The organism is Methylocystis sp., assembly GCF_051062815.1.
Classification (GTDB): Bacteria; Pseudomonadota; Alphaproteobacteria; order Rhizobiales; family Beijerinckiaceae; genus Methylocystis.
Window position 1 is genome coordinate 1 of sequence record NZ_JBPFDU010000092.1, and the last position, 16065, is coordinate 16065.

Genomic DNA, 16065 nt, shown 5'->3' on the forward strand with positions numbered 1-16065 from the left:
GGATATCAGGACGCGCGCGTCGTATCGACCGATCGCGGCTTCAATCCGCGGCAGCCCTTTCTCACGGATGTCGGCAAGGTCAATCCGTCGGTTCCGAGAAACACTTTCTCGTATTGGAACCGTTACGATTTGTCTTCGTTCATTGGCGGGGGTCCCGGCGTTCTCGGATTGGGCGCCGGCGTGATCTATGCTTCGAGCTTCTATCCGTCTCTCGATAACAGGGTGATCGTGCCCGGTTACGCGCGCGTTGACGGCGCGCTTTTCGTGAAGGTGACGGAAAACATCTCCGGCCAGCTCAACATCGAGAACCTCACCGGCGCCTACTACTACGCCTCGGCGCACAACAACAACAACATCATGCCTGGCGCCCCGCGCTCGGCCTATGTCACTGTCAATGCGAGGTTCTAGCCGGCGAAACATCGCCGGCCCGCAGATCGGCTTGCATGGCCGGCCTTGGCGCCTGTGAAAGTCCGCACTCTCGAAGCCGTGCATGGCGCGGCGCCGGGTTAAAGCACTTGCGCCGCGCCCGCAGGTCCTGCACCTAGGGCGCCGTGACCCGCAAACCCGACGAAGTATCCGCCGATCTGATGCAGCCGCTGGCGACTCTGCCGGTGTTCTACGCGCTTGCCGGGCGGCGCGTGCTCGTCATCGGCGGCGGCGAAGCGGCGGCTTGGAAGGTCGATTTGGCGGCCGCGACCGGCGCGCAGGTCGACGTTTTTGCGCCTGCGCCCAGTGACAAGCTTCGCGAAATCGGAGCGGCGCGCGACAACGTCGCCATTCACAAGCGCGCGGTCGAGCCCGACGATTTCGCCGGCGCGGCGATGGCGCTTGGCGCGATCGAGGACGACGCGCTGGCTCGTCAATTCCACGAGTGGGCGCGCGCGGCCGGCGTGCCGCTCAATCTCGCCGATCGGCCTGCGCTCAGCGATTTCATCATGGGCGCCATCGTCAATCGCTCGCCGCTGGTGATCGGCGTTTCGACCGGCGGCGCATCGCCGGTTTTCGCACAGGCGGTGCGCGGCCGAATCGAGACGCTGGTGCCTGCGACGTTCCAGGCTTGGGCGCGCGCGGCGCAGGCCTGGCGGCCGCTCGTGCGCGCGTCCGGACTCGACTTTCTGGCGCGCCGCGATTTCTGGCGCCGCTTCACGCGGCTCGCCTTCCGCGACATCGAGCGCGCGCCGCAAGAAGACGATCGCGCGGCGCTGGTCGAAGAGGCGCGCGCCGGCGCCGAGGCCACGGCGCGCGGACGCGTCACGCTCGTCGGGGCGGGGCCCGGCGATCCCGAGTTGCTGACGCTGAAGGGCATGCGCGCGCTCGCCGGCGCCGACGTCGTGCTCTTCGACGACCTCGTTCCCGCGAGCATTCTCGATCTCGCCCGCCGTGAAGCGACACGGATCAACGTAGGCAAGCGCGGGTATGCGCCGTCGGTGCGCCAAGAGGAAATCAGCGCTCTGCTCGTAGAACTCGCGCGCGAGGGCAGGAACGTCGTTCGGCTGAAAGGCGGCGATCCGCTCATCTTCGGGCGCGCCAACGAGGAAATCGCCGCGTTGCGCGACGCAGGCTTTTCCATCGAGATCGTGCCCGGCGTGACCGCCGCCTGCGCTGGAGGCGCCGCGATCGGCAAGTCGCTGACGAGCCGGGAGACGGCCCGGCGTTTGCAATTCATCACCGCACACACGAAGGACGGCGAATTTCCCGAGGACTTCGATTGGGGCGCGCTCGCTGACGAACGCGCCACGACGGCCGTCTATATGGGGAACCGCACGCTGCCGGAATTGTCGCGTCGTCTGCTGCAGGAGGGCATGTCGCACGATACGCCCGCCTTCCTCATTGAACGCGCGTCCACGCCGCACGAGCGGGTGGTCAAGGGCACGATCGCGGATTTGCCGGGTAAAGCGGCGAAACAGACCATCGTCGGGCCGGTGATGGTGCTGATCGGCTGGGCGCTGGCGGAGAACTGATTTCGCGCTATTGTTTTGAAAGAAGCGCGAACGGAGAGCCAATATGCCTTTCACGAGACGATCCGCGCTGCTTGCGTCGGGGCTCGGCTTGCTGTCTCCCAAAGCGCTCGCCAAGGCCAATTCCAAACCGTCGCCCGTTCGCGAGCCAACCCAAAAACATCTGAACGAACTCAACGGACTCGTCGTCGACGTCATGAGAAAAACCGGCGTGCCGGGAATGTCGGTCGCCGTCGTCTCGCCCGATCGCGTGCTCTATTTGAAAGGATTCGGCGTGCGCCGCGCCGGCGCGGCCGAACGCATTGACCCCGACACGGTCTTCCAGCTCGCGTCGCTTTCCAAACCGCTCTCCACGACGGCTGTCGCGAGCCTTGTCGGAGACGGCGTCGTCTCGTGGGATCATCCGATCGTGCGGAGCCTGCCGGAATTCGCGATGAGCGATCCGTGGGTCACGCGCGAGATCACGCTGCGCGACATGTTCTGCCATCGCAGCGGACTTCCCGACCATGCCGGCGATCTTGTCGAAGACATCGGCTACGACCGCAATGAAATCATTCGCCGGCTGCGCTACATCAAACCCGACACGAGCTTTCGCACGCATTACGCGTACAACAATATGGGGTTTTCGGCGGCGGGATTCGCGGCGGCGAAAGCGGCAGGCAAGTCCTGGGAAGATATTTGCGACGAACGTCTCTACAGGCCGCTCGGAATGGCGAACGCCAGTTCGCGCCACGCCGATTTCGTCGCGCGTAGGAACCGCGCATTCGGCCATGTGCGTCGTGGCGACAGATGGGTGGTCGGCGAACAGCGAAATCCCGACGCCCAGGCGCCGGCGGGCGGCGCGTCGGCGTCGGCGCGCGACATGGCGACATGGGTAAGGATGCAGCTCGGACGCGGCGCCCTCGACGGCCGCGAGATCGTCAAGCCGGAGGCGCTTGGCGACACGCATTTCCCGCAGATCGCCACGGGACCCGCCCACGACCCGATGCGCGGACCAACCTTTTACGGTCTTGGCTGGGACATCGACTATGGCGGTCCGGCGCGGGTGCGCTGGAGCCATTCGGGCGCATTCTCTCTTGGCGCCTCGACCTGCGTCTATGTCATGCCGGCGGAGCGATTCGGCATTGTCGTGCTCAGCAATTCCGCGCCGGTCGGCGCGCCAGAAACCATCTGCCGCAGCTTCCTCGATATCGTCCTGACGGGGAAGATCGAGCGGGACTGGCTCGCGCTCTTTGGCGAGGCTTTTGCGCAGATGGCGGTCCCCGCATACGGTCGGGACGCCGATTACGCCAAGCCGCTCGCCAGCGCGCCGGCGCGCGCGTCGCGCGCGACATATGTCGGCGCCTACCGCAATGAGCTTTACGGACCCATCGGCGTCGTCGAAACGGCCGAAGGGCTCTCGCTGACGCTCGGCCCGACGCCCACGCCCTATCCGCTGCGTCACTATTCAGGCGACATTTTCACCTTTCAGCCTCCAGGAGAAAACGCCAGCGGGGTCAGTCCGGTCAGGTTTTCTCGAAGCGGCGGCGAGAAGGCGAGCGCCGTCGCCATCGACTATTTCAACGCGAACGGTCAGGGCGTTTTCGTGCGCAGCTGATTTGAGAGAAGAGACAGCAGATGTTCTTCGTCCGGCTTTGCCGCGACGAGCGTCTCCAAACCGAGGCGTCGAAGCGGCGCGGCGACATGTTCCGACAGCGCGACATGCGTCATGTCGCGCAACGCATTGGCGACGCCGGCGGCCTGCGCGAGCTGCAGGAAGATCTCCGCGCTGCGCCGAGAGTAGTGCAGGACGGCGGTGACGCGCCGCGCGGCGATGGCGGCTACGGCCTCGGCGGTCAGCGATTGAGCCGCCCGCGCTTCATAGACCTCCACCGTATGGACTTCGTGGCCGGCGGCGCGCAGACCCGCTTCCAGAACGGGCTGTCGGTCGCGCCCGGCCAGATAAAGGAAATGCGCCACTCTTTGATAGCGTTCGAGAAGACGCGGAAGCATCGCTTCGGCGCTCCCGGCGACAATATCGGGTTGGAAGCCACGCGCGCGCGCCGCTTCGGCGGTTTTCTCGCCGACGGCGTGCAGCGGCGCCGCTCTGAGCTGGCGCGCGTCGCCGGCGAACTCGACGCCTTTCGCGCTCGTCACGATGACGGCGTCATACGCACCGCAAGGAATGATCGCGTCCGTGGCGGCGAATTCCAGCACAGGAGAGATTACTGCGACGCAATCCAGCGCCTGCAGCTTTCCCGCCGTGCGCGCGGCGTCTGCAGCCCCGCGCAGCACCAGAATAGGCTTCACATAAGCCCCGCGACGCCATGCGGCAGGCGCAGCAGGATTTCCTTGCCGGCGTCCGCGCCGATCAGCGCGGCGTCAATCGCGAGGCCGTGGCGGCGCACGACATAGGCTTCCGCGCCGTCGGCTCTGAGCACTTCGCCGACGAAGGACAGTTCGGCGCCGTGAACCTGCGCATGGCCGGCGATCGGCGTGCGGCAGGACCCATCGAGCGCCGCAAGGAAGGCGCGTTCGGCGGCGAGCGCGAAGCCGGTCGCTTCGTCGAAGAGCGGCGCGAGCAAATCGCGCGTGGCGTCGTCGCCGGCGCGCCGCGTGAGGCCAATCGCGCCCTGTCCGCAAGCTGGCGGAAACTCTTCCAAGGAAAGCAGCGCCGTGGCGCGATCGGCGAGACCCAGCCGCTTCAATCCCGCGAGCGCGAGGAGGGTCGCGTCGATCTCTCCGTTCTCAACTTTCTTCAGACGAGTCTCGACATTGCCGCGAAGTAGCGTCGTCACAAGGTCGGGTCGCCGGCGCTTCACCTGCGCGGCGCGGCGCAGCGAGGCGGTTCCGACCACGGCGCCGGCGGGAAGCGCATCGAGCGCGAGACCGCCGCGCGATATCCAGGCGTCGCGCGCATCCTCTCGCGGCAGATAGCCGGCGATGACAATCTCGCTCGGCAAATGCGTCGGCAGATCCTTCGAGGAATGTACGGCGAGATCGATCGCGCTGGCGATGAGCGCTGAATCGAGCTCCTTGGTGAAAAGCCCCTTGCCCCCTGATTCAGAGAGAGGCCGATCCTGGATCTGGTCGCCCGTCGTGCGGATGATCTCGATCGGGAAGTCCGCTTCGCTTCCGCCATGCGCGCGCGCCAACGCCGCGCGGACCATATGGGTCTGGGCGAGGGCGAGCGGACTGCCGCGCGTTCCAATGCGAAGGGAAGGGGGAGAGGTCATGATCCGCCGCCGTTATCCGCGCGACTATAGGCGGGAGCGCGCGAAGGGCAAGCGGAAGCAGCGTGGCGACGGCATTCCTCGAAAAGCGAACGTCCGCTCGTCGGAGCGGACGTTCTTTCTAGCTCCGCGAGCGTACTCTACGCGGCTCGCGGAATGCTAACCGATCACCAGCCAAACAGGCCGTATCCGATACCTGCGCCAAGACCTGCGCCGAGGCCGAGACCCGCGCCGAGTCCTGCGCCAAGCAGGCCGCCGCCGCCATATCCGTAATAGCCCGGGGCGCCGCCCCAACCATAATAGGACGGCCAGGCGGCGCCGTAATAGCCCGGCCGAACGCAGCGGACGTAGCGAGCCGGACGATACCCCCAATAGGCGGGCCGCGCCGCATAACCCCAATAGGTGCGCACCGGACGATACGCGTAGCCCCAATAGGTGTGGCGCACCGGACGCGCGTAACCCCAGTGGGTTCCGCCGCAGTGCCGATGCCAGCCGTAATGGGCCCGGCAGTAGCGCGCTTCGGCCAGACTCGTGGAGCCGATCACGGCGGCCATCGCAATCGTGGACGTTAACGCCAAGGCTTTAATTTTGTTCGACGCCATTTTCACCTCCATACAGTTTAGACCGAGAGCAACCTCAACCGGGACGCTAATTACCTCTTCGCCTTAGCCATAATTCTACTCAGCTCAAGATATGTGCGTCGTTGGGGGAGCAACGATCTGCTGACCCAACTTGTACTGATCGAGGTCGTGTCAAGAGGGACGTCAATGAATTCTAGGAAATTTAATGCAGCTATCTTTAGCGCTGCATTAGTATACGTCGATTTGCCCCAACAGCTAAGAATAACTGATGTAAACCCTTTGCCAACCACAATTTTCCACCTTCCCACCGTATGGCGGTATAAGCTTCACTCCGCCGCTGAGGAGTTCAGCGGCGCGGCTTTCTGCGCAGGGAGTTCGCATGCGCGTTTTGGGCATTGAAACCACTTGCGATGAGACCGCGGTCGCGGTTGTGTCGGAGCGGCTGGGCGGCGAAGGCGGAGAGATCCTTTCCAACGAGGTGTTGAGCCAAATCGCCCGCCACGCCGCCTATGGCGGCGTCGTTCCGGAAATCGCGGCGCGGGCCCATATCGATGTCCTCGACCGGCTGATCAGGCGCGCGCTGGAGCGGGCCAAGACCGAGGCGAAGGACCTCGATGCGGTCGCCGCAGCGGCTGGTCCGGGACTGATCGGCGGCGTTCTCGTCGGGCTCACGGCGGGGAAGGCCTTGGCGCTTGCCTTGGGCAAACCGTTCATCGCCGTTAACCATCTGGAAGCGCACGCGCTGACCGCACGGCTCACGGACCGCCTGGACTTTCCCTTTCTGGCGCTCCTCATCTCCGGCGGGCACACGCAGATCGTCGCGGTGAAGGCCATCGGCGACTACCGCCGACTTGGATCCACCGTCGACGACGCCGCCGGCGAGGCCTTCGACAAAGTCGCCAAAATGCTGGAGCTGCCCTATCCCGGGGGGCCGCAAATCGAGAAACTCGCGCTTGAAGGCGATGCGCGACGATTCGACTTTCCGCGGCCGATGCTTGGCCGCGAAGGGGCCGACTTTTCCCTGTCTGGCCTCAAGACCGCGGTGCGGCAGGAAATCCTTAGATTGCGGACGCTGAGCGAAAAGGACGTCAGGGATCTTGCCGCCTCTTTCCAAGCTGCGATCGTCGACGTGATCGTGGATCGGGTGCGCTCCGGCGTGCGCCTCTTTACGGCAGGCGAGGGTCGAGCGCCGCAAGGCCTTGTGATCGGCGGCGGGGTCGCGGCCAACGGCGCCATTCGCCGCGCGCTCATGCGGCTCTGCGCCGAAAGCGGGCTGCGGTTCATTTCGCCGCCGGCGGCGCTCTGCTCTGACAATGGCGCGATCATCGCCTGGACCGGTCTCGAGCGCTTGAAACGCGGATTGACCGATGACCTCGACTTTGCGCCGCGGCCGCGATGGCCGCTCGACGCCGCGCCAAGCCGATCACACCACGGCAAGGCTTGAGGCGCGGTTTGATGCGGCTCCTTTTTTCAGCGGCGCTTGCGGCCATGACGCTTGCGCCAACGCCGCAGCCGGCCGGACTGCTCGCAGAAGAGCCGACCTTCGCGGGCGTGCGCGTGTTCTACGGGCCCGGCTACGGTTTCGGCGCGGTCGACGGGCGGCTGATCAACGACGCGCGCCGCTCGATCGACATGGCCGCCTATGTTCTGACCGACCGCTCTCTGACGACGGCGCTCGGCCGCGCGGCCATGCGCGGCGTTAAGGTGCGGATCTATCTCGACGGCGAGGAAATGCGGCGAGGCGCGTCGGCGATCGACGAAATCGCCGACGCCCCGAACGTCGAAGTGCGCCGCAAAGGCCGCTCGCGTGATCTGATGCATCTGAAATCGTATCAGGTGGACGGTCGCGTCTTGCGCAGCGGCTCCGCGAATTTCAGCGTCTCCGGCGAAGTCTATCAGGACAATGATTTGATCGTGATCGAGAGCCCACAGGCCGCGGCGCGGTTTCATCAAACTTTTGAAAGGCTATGGTCGCGTCCGGACAATCAGCGGATCGGCATGCGATGACGCGCGCGACTGTCGCTGTTCTCGGCGCCGGCGCTTGGGGCGTCGCCCTCGCCAATGTCGCCGCGCAAGGCCGCGCGCGCGTGCCCTTATGGGCGCACGATCCTCAGGCCGCCGAAGCCCTGGCGCGCGACCGCGAAAACACGCGCCGATTGCCGGGTCTGCCGCTTGCCGCCGCCGTCGCCCCGACGAGCGACATTTCCGTCGTACGTGAGGCGGACATCGTACTCGCCGTCACCCCCGCACAAGCGATCCGCATGACCGCGCGCGCCGCGCGGCCGCATATGCGCGAGCGCGCCGCCTTTGTGATTTGCGCCAAGGGGATCGAACGCGACCGCCACAAATTTCTGAGTGAAGTCGCGAGCGAAGAACTGCCCCAAGCCGACGTCGCCGTGCTCTCGGGACCAAGCTTCGCCGCGGACGTATGCAGGGGATTGCCGACAGCGGTGACTCTCGCGGCGCATGACGAAACGCTGGCCCGGCGCTTGAGTGAAGAGCTTTCGACGAAGACGTTTCGGCTTTATCGCTCGACCGACGTGCGCGGCGCCGAGATCGGCGGCGCAGCGAAAAACGTTCTCGCCATCGCCGCAGGAATGAGCCACGGCCGCGGGCTCGGCGCGAGCGCGCAGGCGGCGCTCATCGCACGCGGATTTGCCGAGCTGATGCGTCTGGGGCGCGCGTTGGGCGCGCGTCAGGAGACGTTGATGGGTCTTTCTGGATTGGGCGATCTCGTGCTCACCTGCGGATCGGCGCAGTCGCGCAACTTTGCGCTTGGCGAAGCGCTGGGGCAGGGAAAGTCGGTGGAAGACGCCACGCATGGCAAGCTTGCGGAGGGCGCCTTTACAGCGCGCGTCATGGTGGAAATGGCGCGCGCACATGACGTCGAGCTGCCGATCGCCGAGGCCGTTGACGCCATTCTTTCCGCGCGGCTAAGCGTCGACGGCGCCATCGAAGCGCTGCTGATGCGTCCACTCAAAGCCGAAGACTGACCGCCGGCTATCTCGAGTCCAGGATCTCTCGCATCTTGACCGCAAGCTGCTCCAAGGTGAACGGTTTGGTGAGCAGCTTGACGTCCTTGTCGAGAACGCCGTTGTGCACGATGGCGTTGCGCGTATAGCCGGTGATGAACAGAACGCGCAGGCTATGTCGGCGAAACACCGCCTCGCGCGCGAGTCGGGCGCCGTCCATATCGGGCATAACCACATCCGTGACCATCAGCGCGATGTCGGCGCGACGGCGAATGATGTCGATCGCCGCGCGTCCGTTCTCGGCCTCCAGAACCGAATAGCCCAATTCTCGCACGCCCTGCGCGGTCACGCGGCGCGCCGTGTCGTCATCTTCGACGATGAGCACAAGTTCTTCGGGCCTTCCAAGCGGAAGTTCGAGAGGTCGAGGACGCGGTAGGGGCAGTTCGGCGGGCGTTTCGACGTTATTGAAGCGCGGCAGATAGAGCTTGATGCAGGTTCCGCGACCGGGTTCGGAATAGATTTTGACGTGGCCGCCAGATTGTTTGACAAATCCATGCACCTGCGAGAGGCCGAGTCCCGTACCCTTGCCTGTGGGCTTGGTGGTGAAGAACGGATCGAACGCCTGCGACAAGACCTCGGGCGGCATGCCTTGACCCGTGTCGGTCACGGCGATCATCACATATTGGCCAGGGTTCACTTCCATGTTTTCGGTGGCGTAGGCGTCATCGAGAAAGCAGTTGGCCGTCTCGATCGTCAGCTTGCCCCCATCCGGCATGGCGTCGCGCGCATTGACCGCGAGATTGACGATGGCGCTTTCCAATTCGTGCTGATCGACTTTTGTCGCCCATAGGCCGCCGGCGAGCACGGTTTCGAAATCGATCTTCTCGCCAAGCGCCCGACGCACCATGTCCGAGACGGCGGAGACAAACTTGTTCGGGTCGAGCGGGCGCGGCGACAAAGGCTGGCGGCGCGAGAATGCGAGGAGCCTGCGCACCATGGCGGCGGCGCGATCGGCGCCGTCCATCGCTGAATCGATCAGTTGAACATAATCTCCGTTCGAATCCCCAAGCTTCCGCCGCAGCAGATGCAGACTCGCGACGATGACGCCGAGCATATTGTTGAAGTCATGCGCGATGCCGCCCGTCAGGTGGCCGAGCGCTTCGAGTTTTTGCGACTGCCGCAACTGCGACTCGAGCGCTTCGCGGCGCGTCGTTTCCCCAATCAATTGGTCGTAGGCGGTCTTTAACGAGTCGCGTGACATCTGCAGCGCGTGCATCTGCTTTTGCGCATTCAGAAGCGAAAATGCGCCAAGCGCGAAGATTATGCCGCCGAGCGCCCAAACGGCCGAGTCAAATTCGCCGCCAGCCGCGTTGAGTTCGCGCTCGCGCGCTTCGCTGAGATTGCGCTCATTTTCAATCATCGTGTCGATGATGGCGTGGAGCCGGTCCATCAGCGCCTTTCCGCGCCCGGACTTGATGATCTGCACGGCCTTGTCGACCCGGAGCGCGCGCATATCGGCGATCGCCTCATCGATGATCTCGACCCTTGCGCCAAGCAGCGGCCGCATTTCCGCGACAGCCTCGAGCTGCTTGGGATTGTCTCTTACGCTCTCGGAAAGGCGATCGACGACGAGCGGCAGTTTGCGCTCCGCTTCGGCGCAGGCGTCGAGATAGCGTTCATCTTGAGTGATGATAAAACCGCGCTGACCGCTCTCGGCGGCCTGCAGCAGTCCATAAAGCTGATAAAGATCGCTTTGCACATGAACAGTGTGGCGCAGCCATGCGCCAGCTGTGCGGCGCTGGAATTCAGCGCGCACGGCCACATAGCTGGCAAGCGCAAGCACCGCGAATCCTAACGCGATGCCAAACAGTCCAGAAGCGACGAATTTACGTGTCGGAGACATTTTGTTCCGGCGACTGGATGGACGGCGCGCCACTCTACGACGCACGTCCTAAATGCGAAAGGTTCAGGGAACCTGTCGCACTGCGCCTTTGGCCGCGCTTGTCGTCATCGAGGCGTAGGCGCGCAGCGCCGTCGTGATTTTTCGAGGCCGCGCCTTGGCCGGAGCGAAGCCTTTCGCGGATTGTTCGGCGCGCCGCGTCGCCAGTTCGTCTTCGCTAACGGCGAGCGTAATCCGGCGCGCCGGAATGTCGATTTCAATCCTGTCGCCGTCCCGGACCAAGGCGATCGCGCCGCCCTCGGCCGCTTCGGGAGAGACGTGGCCGATCGAAAGCCCGGCCGTGCCGCCGGAAAATCTTCCGTCCGTCACCAGCGCGCAGGCCTTGCCGAGTCCCTTCGATTTCAAATAGCTCGTCGGATAGAGCATTTCCTGCATGCCGGGTCCGCCGCGCGGGCCTTCGTAGCGGATGACGACCACCTCGCCAGCCTTTACGTCGCCCGTCAGAATGCCCGACACCGCCGCGTCCTGACTCTCATAGACCTTGGCGGGGCCGGCGAATTTCAAGATCGAATCGTCGACGCCGGCCGTTTTCACGATGCAGCCGTCGATGGCGAGATTGCCGGTGAGCACGGCGAGGCCGCCATCCTTGGAGAAGGCGTGCGCCGCGTCGCGTATCGCGCCTTTTTCGCGATCGGCGTCGAGTTCCTTGTAGCGGCGGTCCTGGCTAAACGCGATTTGCGTCGCCACGCCGCCCGGAGCGGCGCGAAAGAAGGTGCGCGCGGTCTCGCTCTGCGTGACGGCGATGTCCCAGCGCGCCACCGCGTCGCTGACCGAAGGACTGTGGACGGTCGGAAGATCGCCGTGCAGCAATCCGGCGCGCAGCAACTCGCCGAGAATCGCGATGACGCCGCCGGCGCGATGCACGTCCTCAAGATGAACGTCGGGGGCGGAGGGCGCGACCTTGCACAGCACCGGCACCCGCCGCGACAGGCGGTCGATGTCGGCCATAGTGAAATCGACCTGCGCCTCGTGCGCCGCCGCGAGAAGATGCAGCACGGTGTTGGTCGAGCCGCCCATGGATACGTCCAGGCTCATGGCGTTCTCGAACGCTTCGAAGGTCGCGATGGCGCGCGGCAGCACGCTCGCATCGTCCTGCTCGTAGTAACGCTTGGCAAGATCGACGATCAAACGGCCGGCGCGCAGGAACAGCTGCTTGCGGTCAGCGTGCGTCGCCAGCGTGGAACCGTTGCCGGGCAAGGACAAACCGAGCGCCTCGGTCAGGCAATTCATCGAGTTGGCGGTGAACATGCCGGAACAGGACCCGCAGGTGGGGCAGGCGGAACGTTCGACCGCTGCGACATCGGCGTCGCTGACCTTGCTATCGGCGGCTTCCACCATCGCGTCCACCAGGTCCAGCTTGCGCACGCCGCCGTTCCAGTCTACCTTGCCGGCTTCCATCGGGCCGCCGGACACGAACACGACGGGGATATTGAGGCGCAGCGCGGCCATCAGCATGCCGGGGGTGATCTTGTCGCAGTTGGAGATGCACACCAGCGCATCGGCGCAGTGCGCGTTGACCATGTATTCCACGCTGTCGGCGATCAGGTCGCGGCTGGGCAGCGAGTACAGCATGCCGCCGTGGCCCATCGCGATGCCGTCGTCAACGGCAATGGTGTTGAATTCCTTGGCGACGCCGCCGGCCTTTTCGATTTCGCGCGCCACCAACTGGCCCATGTCCTTCAGGTGCACGTGGCCCGGCACGAACTGCGTAAACGAGTTGGCGATGGCGATGATGGGCTTGGTAAAATCCTCGTCCTTCATCCCGGTGGCGCGCCACAGCGCGCGCGCGCCGGCCATGTTGCGGCCGTGGGTAGTGGTGCGGGAACGGTATTGGGGCATGATCGACCTCGGGAAAACGTATAATCTTGCAATTTTACCCCATTAAGACTCCAAGACCCTATGCTTGTTCACCCGCAATTCGACCCTATCGCTATCCAACTCGGCCCGATCGGCATCCATTGGTACGGATTGATGTATTTGATCGGCTTTCTCGGCGTGCTGTTCCTCGGCAAGTGGCGCATCCGACGCAATCCCGACTGCATTGTCAGCGAGCACGATCTCGACGACATGCTGTTTTACGGCGCGCTGGGCGTGATCCTCGGTGGACGGCTGGGATATGTATTGTTTTACCAGCCGGATTATTTTTTAAGCCATCCACTGGAAATCTTCGCGGTGTGGCAGGGCGGCATGTCCTTCCACGGCGGCTTCCTCGGCGTGCTGGCGGCGATGTGGCTGTTCGTGCGCAAACGCGGCAAAAACTGGCTGGCGGTGATGGATTTCGTCGCGCCGCTGGTACCGCTTGGCCTCGGTGCCGGGCGCCTGGGCAACTTCATCAACGGCGAACTGTGGGGACGCGCCACCGATCTGCCGTGGGGTGTGGTATTCCCGCAGGTGGACAATGTGCCACGCCATCCTTCGCAACTGTACGAATTCGGGCTGGAGGGCATTGCGCTGTTCCTGCTGCTGTGGATCTATTCCAGCAAACCGCGCCCGGTCGGCGCGGTGTCCGCACTGTTCCTGATCGGTTACGGCGCGTCGCGCTTCGTGGTGGAATTCGCACGCGAACCGGACAGCTTTCTCGGCCCGCTCGCGCTGGGCATGAGCATGGGGCAGTGGCTGAGCCTGCCGATGGTGCTGGTCGGCCTGTGGATGCTGCAACGCGCGCTGACCGCACGAACAAGCTGATCTTTTGTCACATATTTGTCATATTGACGTCATATAGTGAGCAGCATCTTAGTTCGGTAAAGGAAATCCGATGCCCGCCAACATACTTGTCATTGAAGACGAACCGGCCATCCAGGAGCTGCTGACGCTCAACATCACGCAGGCCGGCCACAACCCGATCCGCGCGCTGAGCGTGGAACAGGCGCAGCTACTGATGCGCGAAACCATGCCCGACCTCATCCTGCTCGACTGGATGCTGCCCGGCATGAGCGGCATCGAGTTCGCGCGTCGCCTCAAGTCGGACGAATACAGCAAGAACATCCCCATCATCATGCTCACCGCGCGCAGCGAGGAAATCGACAAGATCCGCGGTCTCGACGTCGGCGCGGACGATTACGTCACCAAGCCGTTCTCGCCGCGCGAACTGAATGCGCGCATCAAGGCCGTGCTGCGCCGACGCGCGCCGCAGATGACGGACGACCCGATCGAATCCGGCTCCCTGCGCCTCGATCCGGTCACGCACCGCGTCACCGGCAACGGCATCCAGCTGGAACTTGGCCCGACCGAATTCCGCCTGCTGCATTACCTGATGTCCAACCCGGAGCGCGTGCACTCGCGTTCGCAGGTGCTGGACCGCGTCTGGGGCGACCGCGTGTTCGTCGAGGACCGCACCGTGGACGTGCATATCCGCCGCCTGCGTCAGGCGCTCGCGGCCTCGGGACACGAGGACATGATCCAGACCGTGCGCGGGGTCGGCTACCGTTTCTCGGCGAAGTAACCGATAATGTGCGTCCGATGAAGCTGTAGCCGTTGCACGAAAGCCTTTCGCAGCTTCCGAAAACTGGATGCCAACTACATGCATGAATTCCGCTGGCGCCTGCTATGGCTGTCCATCCCCACATTGCTGCTGTGTCTGCTCCTGTGGCCCCTGGCCGGCCTGGAGTATGCCCTCGGAGCCCTCGCGCTGGCAGCGATTGTCTATCTTCTGGCCCACTTCTACTGGCTGGAAAAACTGGCCAAATGGCTGAAACAGCCCGAGCTGGCAACGATGCCGATCGGTTCGGGCATCTGGGAGGATGTATTTGCCGCGCTTTATCAGGAAATACGCCGCCAAACCAGTAGCCAGACACAGCTTTCCTCGGCGCTGGAACGCTTCCAGCACGCCGCCAGCGCCTTGCCGGACGGCGTGGTGCTGCTCAACACCAGCGACCAGATCGAGTGGTGCAACCCGCCCGCGGAAGTCCAGCTGGGCCTGAGGCTCGCGCAGGATACCGGCCAGCCGATCGGCTACCTGGTGCGCCAGACCGAATTCACCAGCTACCTGCAGGCCCAGGATTACACGGAATCGATCAAGCTCAACACCTTGCGCAATCCGGACATCACGCTGGAAGTCCAGCTGATCCCGTTCGGCGACAAGCAGAAGCTACTGCTGTGCCGCGACATCACGCCGATGGAAAAGCTGGAGACGATGCGGCGCGACTTCATCGCCAATGTTTCGCACGAACTGCGCACGCCGCTGACCGTGGTCGGCGGCTTCCTTGAAACGCTGGAGGACATGGAAAGCGGCATTCCGGAAAGCACGCGGCAATACTTCAAGCTGATGCTGGAACAGACCGTGCGCATGCGCCACCTGGTGGAAGACCTGCTGACGCTATCGCAGCTGGAAAGCAGCCAGAACGTGCCGCAGGAGACGGAAATCGAAATCCCGTCGCTGCTGAACATGGTCATGACGGAAGGCGAAAGCCTCAGCAATGGGCGCCATCGCCTGCTGCTGGAAGCCGACAGCAGCATCTGCCTGACCGGCGCCACGGAAGAGCTGCACAGCGCGTTCGGCAACCTGGTCAGCAATGCGATCCGCTATACGCCGGAAGGCGGCGACATCACGCTGAAGTGGGGGCTGCGCGGCGACAGCGCGGAGTTCTGCGTCACCGATACCGGTCTCGGCATCGAGCCCCAGCACATCAGCCGCCTGACCGAACGCTTCTACCGTGTCGACCGCAGCCGTTCGCGCGCCACCGGCGGCACCGGACTGGGCCTCTCCATCGTCAAGCACATCCTGACCCGGCACCAGGCCAGGCTGGAAATCCAAAGCGAAGTCGGCAAGGGCAGTACGTTCAGCGCGGTATTCCCCGCCGCCCGGGTCGTCCGTAAAAACCCAATCCCCGACCGCAAGGAGTCCGCCGCGTGACACTTGAAACCTGGGAAATGCTGAGCTACGTCGTTACCGTGATCGGTCTGCCGCTGGCGATCGGCGTCTTCCTGTACGAGCAGCGCAAGGAGCGGGAAAACGAGGAGGAGGAGGTCTACCAGTTGCTGTCGGACAACTACCAGGACTTTCTCAAGGTGGCGCTGGAGAATCCCGACCTGCGGCTGTTCTCGACCGAAGGTACCACCACCCTCAACGAAGATCAGAAAGAGCGGCAGCTCATCATCTTCGTCATGCTGACGTCGCTCTTCGAGCGCGCTTACCTGCTGCTGCACGAGGATGACATGGCGCCCAAGCAGGCCCGGCGCTGGAACTCGTGGGAGGATTACATCCTGGAATGGTGCAGTCGTCAGGACTTTCGTGAGAACCTGCCACGCCTGCTGCACGGCGAGGATCCGAGTTTTGTCCGCTACGTGGAGCATCTCGTTGCCACGCAGGTGCCGGGCGGCACTCCGTAGCGCAGGCGTCTCGCCGGCATGGCCCCGAATCGGATGCCGTGGTTGTTGCAGGCG

General features: G+C 64.1%; 15 protein-coding genes. 10 read left to right on the forward strand and 5 right to left on the reverse strand.

What is annotated here, in order from left to right; all coding sequences use genetic code 11:
* The 3 genes from ACR65W_RS19160 to ACR65W_RS19170 form a co-directional block, all read left to right on the forward strand.
* On the forward strand, nucleotides 1-408 hold a 408-nt coding region (locus ACR65W_RS19160; RefSeq protein ID WP_434499158.1), incomplete at its 5' end, for a TonB-dependent receptor domain-containing protein.
* 143 nt (nucleotides 409-551) lie between these two features.
* A complete protein-coding gene (gene cysG / locus ACR65W_RS19165; RefSeq protein ID WP_434499157.1) occupies nucleotides 552-1961 on the forward strand; it encodes a siroheme synthase CysG in 1410 nt (469 codons plus the stop codon).
* Nucleotides 1962-2004: 43 nt separating this feature from the next.
* Nucleotides 2005-3555, forward strand: coding sequence for a serine hydrolase (locus ACR65W_RS19170; protein ID WP_434499156.1), 1551 nt, complete (start codon nucleotides 2005-2007; stop codon nucleotides 3553-3555).
* Here the strand turns inward: ACR65W_RS19170 and ACR65W_RS19175 are convergent.
* From ACR65W_RS19175 to ACR65W_RS19185, 3 genes are all read right to left on the reverse strand, one after another.
* Nucleotides 3531-4247 carry a uroporphyrinogen-III synthase gene (locus tag ACR65W_RS19175; RefSeq protein WP_434499155.1) on the reverse strand — a complete coding sequence of 239 codons (717 nt, stop codon included), beginning with the start codon at nucleotides 4245-4247 and terminating at the stop codon, nucleotides 3531-3533. The two genes, ACR65W_RS19170 and ACR65W_RS19175, sit on opposite strands and share 25 nt — an antisense overlap.
* The gene (gene hemC, locus ACR65W_RS19180; protein ID WP_434499154.1) at nucleotides 4244-5173 is read right to left on the reverse strand and encodes a hydroxymethylbilane synthase; all 930 of its coding nucleotides are present in this window, start codon (nucleotides 5171-5173) and stop codon (nucleotides 4244-4246) included. The genes ACR65W_RS19175 and hemC overlap by 4 nt, the downstream gene beginning before the upstream one ends.
* A 164-nt stretch (nucleotides 5174-5337) precedes the next feature.
* Nucleotides 5338-5772: a hypothetical protein gene (locus ACR65W_RS19185; RefSeq protein ID WP_434499153.1), complete on the reverse strand. Its 435-nt coding sequence runs from the start codon at nucleotides 5770-5772 to the stop codon at nucleotides 5338-5340.
* Nucleotides 5773-6130: 358 nt separating this feature from the next.
* Between ACR65W_RS19185 and tsaD the strand changes: the two genes are divergently transcribed.
* From tsaD to ACR65W_RS19200, 3 genes are read left to right on the forward strand one after another with little or no spacing between them, the layout of a single operon-like run.
* The gene (tsaD, locus tag ACR65W_RS19190) at nucleotides 6131-7195 is read left to right on the forward strand and encodes a tRNA (adenosine(37)-N6)-threonylcarbamoyltransferase complex transferase subunit TsaD (protein WP_434499152.1); all 1065 of its coding nucleotides are present in this window, start codon (nucleotides 6131-6133) and stop codon (nucleotides 7193-7195) included.
* Between the two features lie 11 nt (nucleotides 7196-7206).
* Nucleotides 7207-7758, forward strand: coding sequence for a phospholipase D-like domain-containing protein (locus ACR65W_RS19195; RefSeq protein ID WP_434499151.1), 552 nt, complete (start codon nucleotides 7207-7209; stop codon nucleotides 7756-7758).
* Entirely contained in the window at nucleotides 7755-8744 is a 990-nt protein-coding gene (locus ACR65W_RS19200) for an NAD(P)H-dependent glycerol-3-phosphate dehydrogenase (RefSeq protein ID WP_434499150.1), read from the forward strand. Before ACR65W_RS19195 ends, ACR65W_RS19200 begins: the two co-directional genes overlap by 4 nt.
* Before the next feature lie 7 nt (nucleotides 8745-8751).
* Here the strand turns inward: ACR65W_RS19200 and ACR65W_RS19205 are convergent, their stop codons facing one another.
* Together ACR65W_RS19205 and ilvD are read right to left on the reverse strand one after the other, a co-directional pair.
* A complete protein-coding gene (locus ACR65W_RS19205) occupies nucleotides 8752-10626 on the reverse strand; it encodes a CHASE3 domain-containing protein (protein ID WP_434499149.1) in 1875 nt (624 codons plus the stop codon).
* Nucleotides 10627-10689: 63 nt separating this feature from the next.
* Complete coding sequence (ilvD, locus tag ACR65W_RS19210) at nucleotides 10690-12522, reverse strand: dihydroxy-acid dehydratase (RefSeq protein ID WP_434503014.1); 1833 nt, start codon at nucleotides 12520-12522, stop codon at nucleotides 10690-10692.
* A 60-nt stretch (nucleotides 12523-12582) separates the two neighbouring features.
* On the opposite strand from ilvD, the gene lgt reads away from it, so the two are divergent.
* The 4 genes from lgt (at nucleotide 12583) to ACR65W_RS19230 (ending at nucleotide 16011) form a co-directional block, all read left to right on the forward strand.
* Nucleotides 12583-13368, forward strand: coding sequence for a prolipoprotein diacylglyceryl transferase (gene lgt, locus ACR65W_RS19215; protein WP_434503016.1), 786 nt, complete (start codon nucleotides 12583-12585; stop codon nucleotides 13366-13368).
* 70 nt (nucleotides 13369-13438) lie between these two features.
* Nucleotides 13439-14125, forward strand: a complete 687-nt coding sequence (phoB, locus tag ACR65W_RS19220) for a phosphate regulon transcriptional regulator PhoB (protein WP_434503018.1) — start codon at nucleotides 13439-13441, stop codon at nucleotides 14123-14125.
* Between the two features lie 78 nt (nucleotides 14126-14203).
* A complete protein-coding gene (phoR, locus tag ACR65W_RS19225) occupies nucleotides 14204-15535 on the forward strand; it encodes a phosphate regulon sensor histidine kinase PhoR (RefSeq protein WP_434503020.1) in 1332 nt (443 codons plus the stop codon).
* Nucleotides 15532-16011, forward strand: a complete 480-nt coding sequence (locus tag ACR65W_RS19230) for a hypothetical protein (RefSeq protein ID WP_434503022.1) — start codon at nucleotides 15532-15534, stop codon at nucleotides 16009-16011. Before phoR ends, ACR65W_RS19230 begins: the two co-directional genes overlap by 4 nt.
* Nucleotides 16012-16065 lie beyond the last annotated feature (54 nt).